Source organism: Corallococcus sp. CA047B (genome assembly GCF_003612065.1).
Lineage (GTDB): Bacteria > Myxococcota > Myxococcia > Myxococcales > Myxococcaceae > Corallococcus > Corallococcus praedator.
In genome coordinates, this window is the sequence record NZ_RAWD01000635.1 from 1 (window position 1) to 1,693 (window position 1,693).

Consider the following 1,693-nt stretch of genomic DNA (forward strand, 5'->3'; position numbering starts at 1 on the left):
GGACCGGGGCGGGGTGGGACAAAGCAGCCTGCCAGGCCCTTCATTGCGGCTTCGCGGAACACTGTCACCCGGCCCCTCCCGCGTGCTAAGCGGCGGGCACCATGCCGAACGTCGTCGTCATCGGAGCGCAGTGGGGAGATGAGGGGAAGGGCAAGGTCGTTGACCTGCTCACCGAGCATGCCCAGGTGGTCGTCCGTTTCCAGGGCGGCAACAACGCGGGGCATACGCTGGTGGTGGGAGGCCAGAAGACCGTCCTTCACCTGATTCCCTCGGGCATCCTTCACCCGGGCAAGACGTGTGTCATTGGCAACGGGGTGGTGGTGGATCCCGCCGTCCTCGTCGGAGAGATCGACGCGCTCAAGGTGCGCGGCTTCCTCAAGGATGATGCGCAGCTGCTCATCTCCGACAACGCCCACGTCATCTTCCCGTGGCACAAGCTGCTGGACAGCTTCCGGGAGAAGGCCCGTGGCGGCAGCGCCATTGGCACCACCGGTCGCGGCATCGGTCCGGCCTACGAGGACAAGGTGGCGCGCCGGGGCATCCGCGTGCGCGACCTGCTCCACCCGGAGCGCCTGCGCCGTCGCATCGACGAGCGCCTGCCGTCCGCGCTGGACGAACTCAAGGACCTCTGCGCCCAGGCGGGCGTGGACGTGCCCCGCATGGAGACGCCGCAGATCCACGCGGAGTTCACCGCGCTGGGCGACCGGCTGCGTCCCTACGTGCACGACGTGTCGCTCTTCCTCTCCGAGCAGGTCCGCCGGGGCGCCCGCATCCTCTTCGAGGGCGCGCAGGGCACGCTGCTGGACGTGGACCACGGCACCTATCCGTTCGTGACCAGCTCCAACTGCGTGGCGGGCAACGCCGCGGTGGGCTCGGGCCTGGGGCCCACGGCCATCGACAAGGTGATGGGCATCAGCAAGGCCTACACGACGCGCGTGGGCGGCGGTCCGTTCCCCACGGAGCTGAGTGACGAGCTGGGCGACCGGCTGCGCAAGGTGGGCGACGAGTTCGGCGCGACCACCGGCCGTCCCCGCCGCTGCGGCTGGCTGGACGGCGTGGTGCTGCGCTACGCGGTGCGCGTCAACGGCCTGTGGGGCATCGCGCTCACCAAGCTGGACGTGCTGAGCGGCATCAAGACGCTCAACATCTGCAACGCGTACGACCTGGACGGCGCGCGCGTCACGGAGCTGCCCGGCGACTACGAGGACCTGGCGCGCGTGAAGCCCATCTACGAGTCGCTGCCCGGCTGGGATGAGAAGCTCGCCGGTGTGCGCACCTTCGATGAGCTGCCGGAAGCCGCCAAGCGCTACGTGCGTCGCGTCGAAGAGGTCAGCGGCGTGCCCGTGGTGTGCGTGTCCGTGGGCGCGGACCGTGGTGAGACAGTGCTGCTGCAGAACCCCTTCCGCAGCTAAGTAGGTCGCCGGAAGTTCCGAGACAAATGCCGGTCGCATGCGCATTTTCTGGACCATGCGACCGGCAAGGAGCCCCGCCGAACTGGGGCTGACAGCAGAGGACAGGCGGAAGCTGGAGCATGCGCTGCGAAGCGTGCGCGACGCTCGCCACTTCCGTCGGCTACTGGCCGTGAGACTCCTCGCAGAGGGCAAAGGCCCGGGCGAGGCTGCGCATCTGGCAGCCCTGAGTCGGCCAGCCGTCTATTTCTGGCTGGAGCGCTATCTGGCGCAGCGTACCCCCG

At 68.9% G+C, this 1,693-nt stretch carries 2 protein-coding genes; both read left to right on the forward strand.

Going from position 1 to position 1,693, the window contains the following annotated elements:
* Nucleotides 1-101 precede the first annotated feature (101 nt).
* On the forward strand, nucleotides 102-1,412 hold the full coding sequence (locus D7X74_RS41800; protein WP_120538457.1) for an adenylosuccinate synthase: 1,311 nt from the start codon (nucleotides 102-104) through the stop codon (nucleotides 1,410-1,412).
* A 37-nt stretch (nucleotides 1,413-1,449) separates the two neighbouring features.
* A partial coding sequence (locus tag D7X74_RS41805) for a helix-turn-helix domain-containing protein (protein ID WP_233602301.1) occupies nucleotides 1,450-1,693 on the forward strand: 244 nt, incomplete at its 3' end.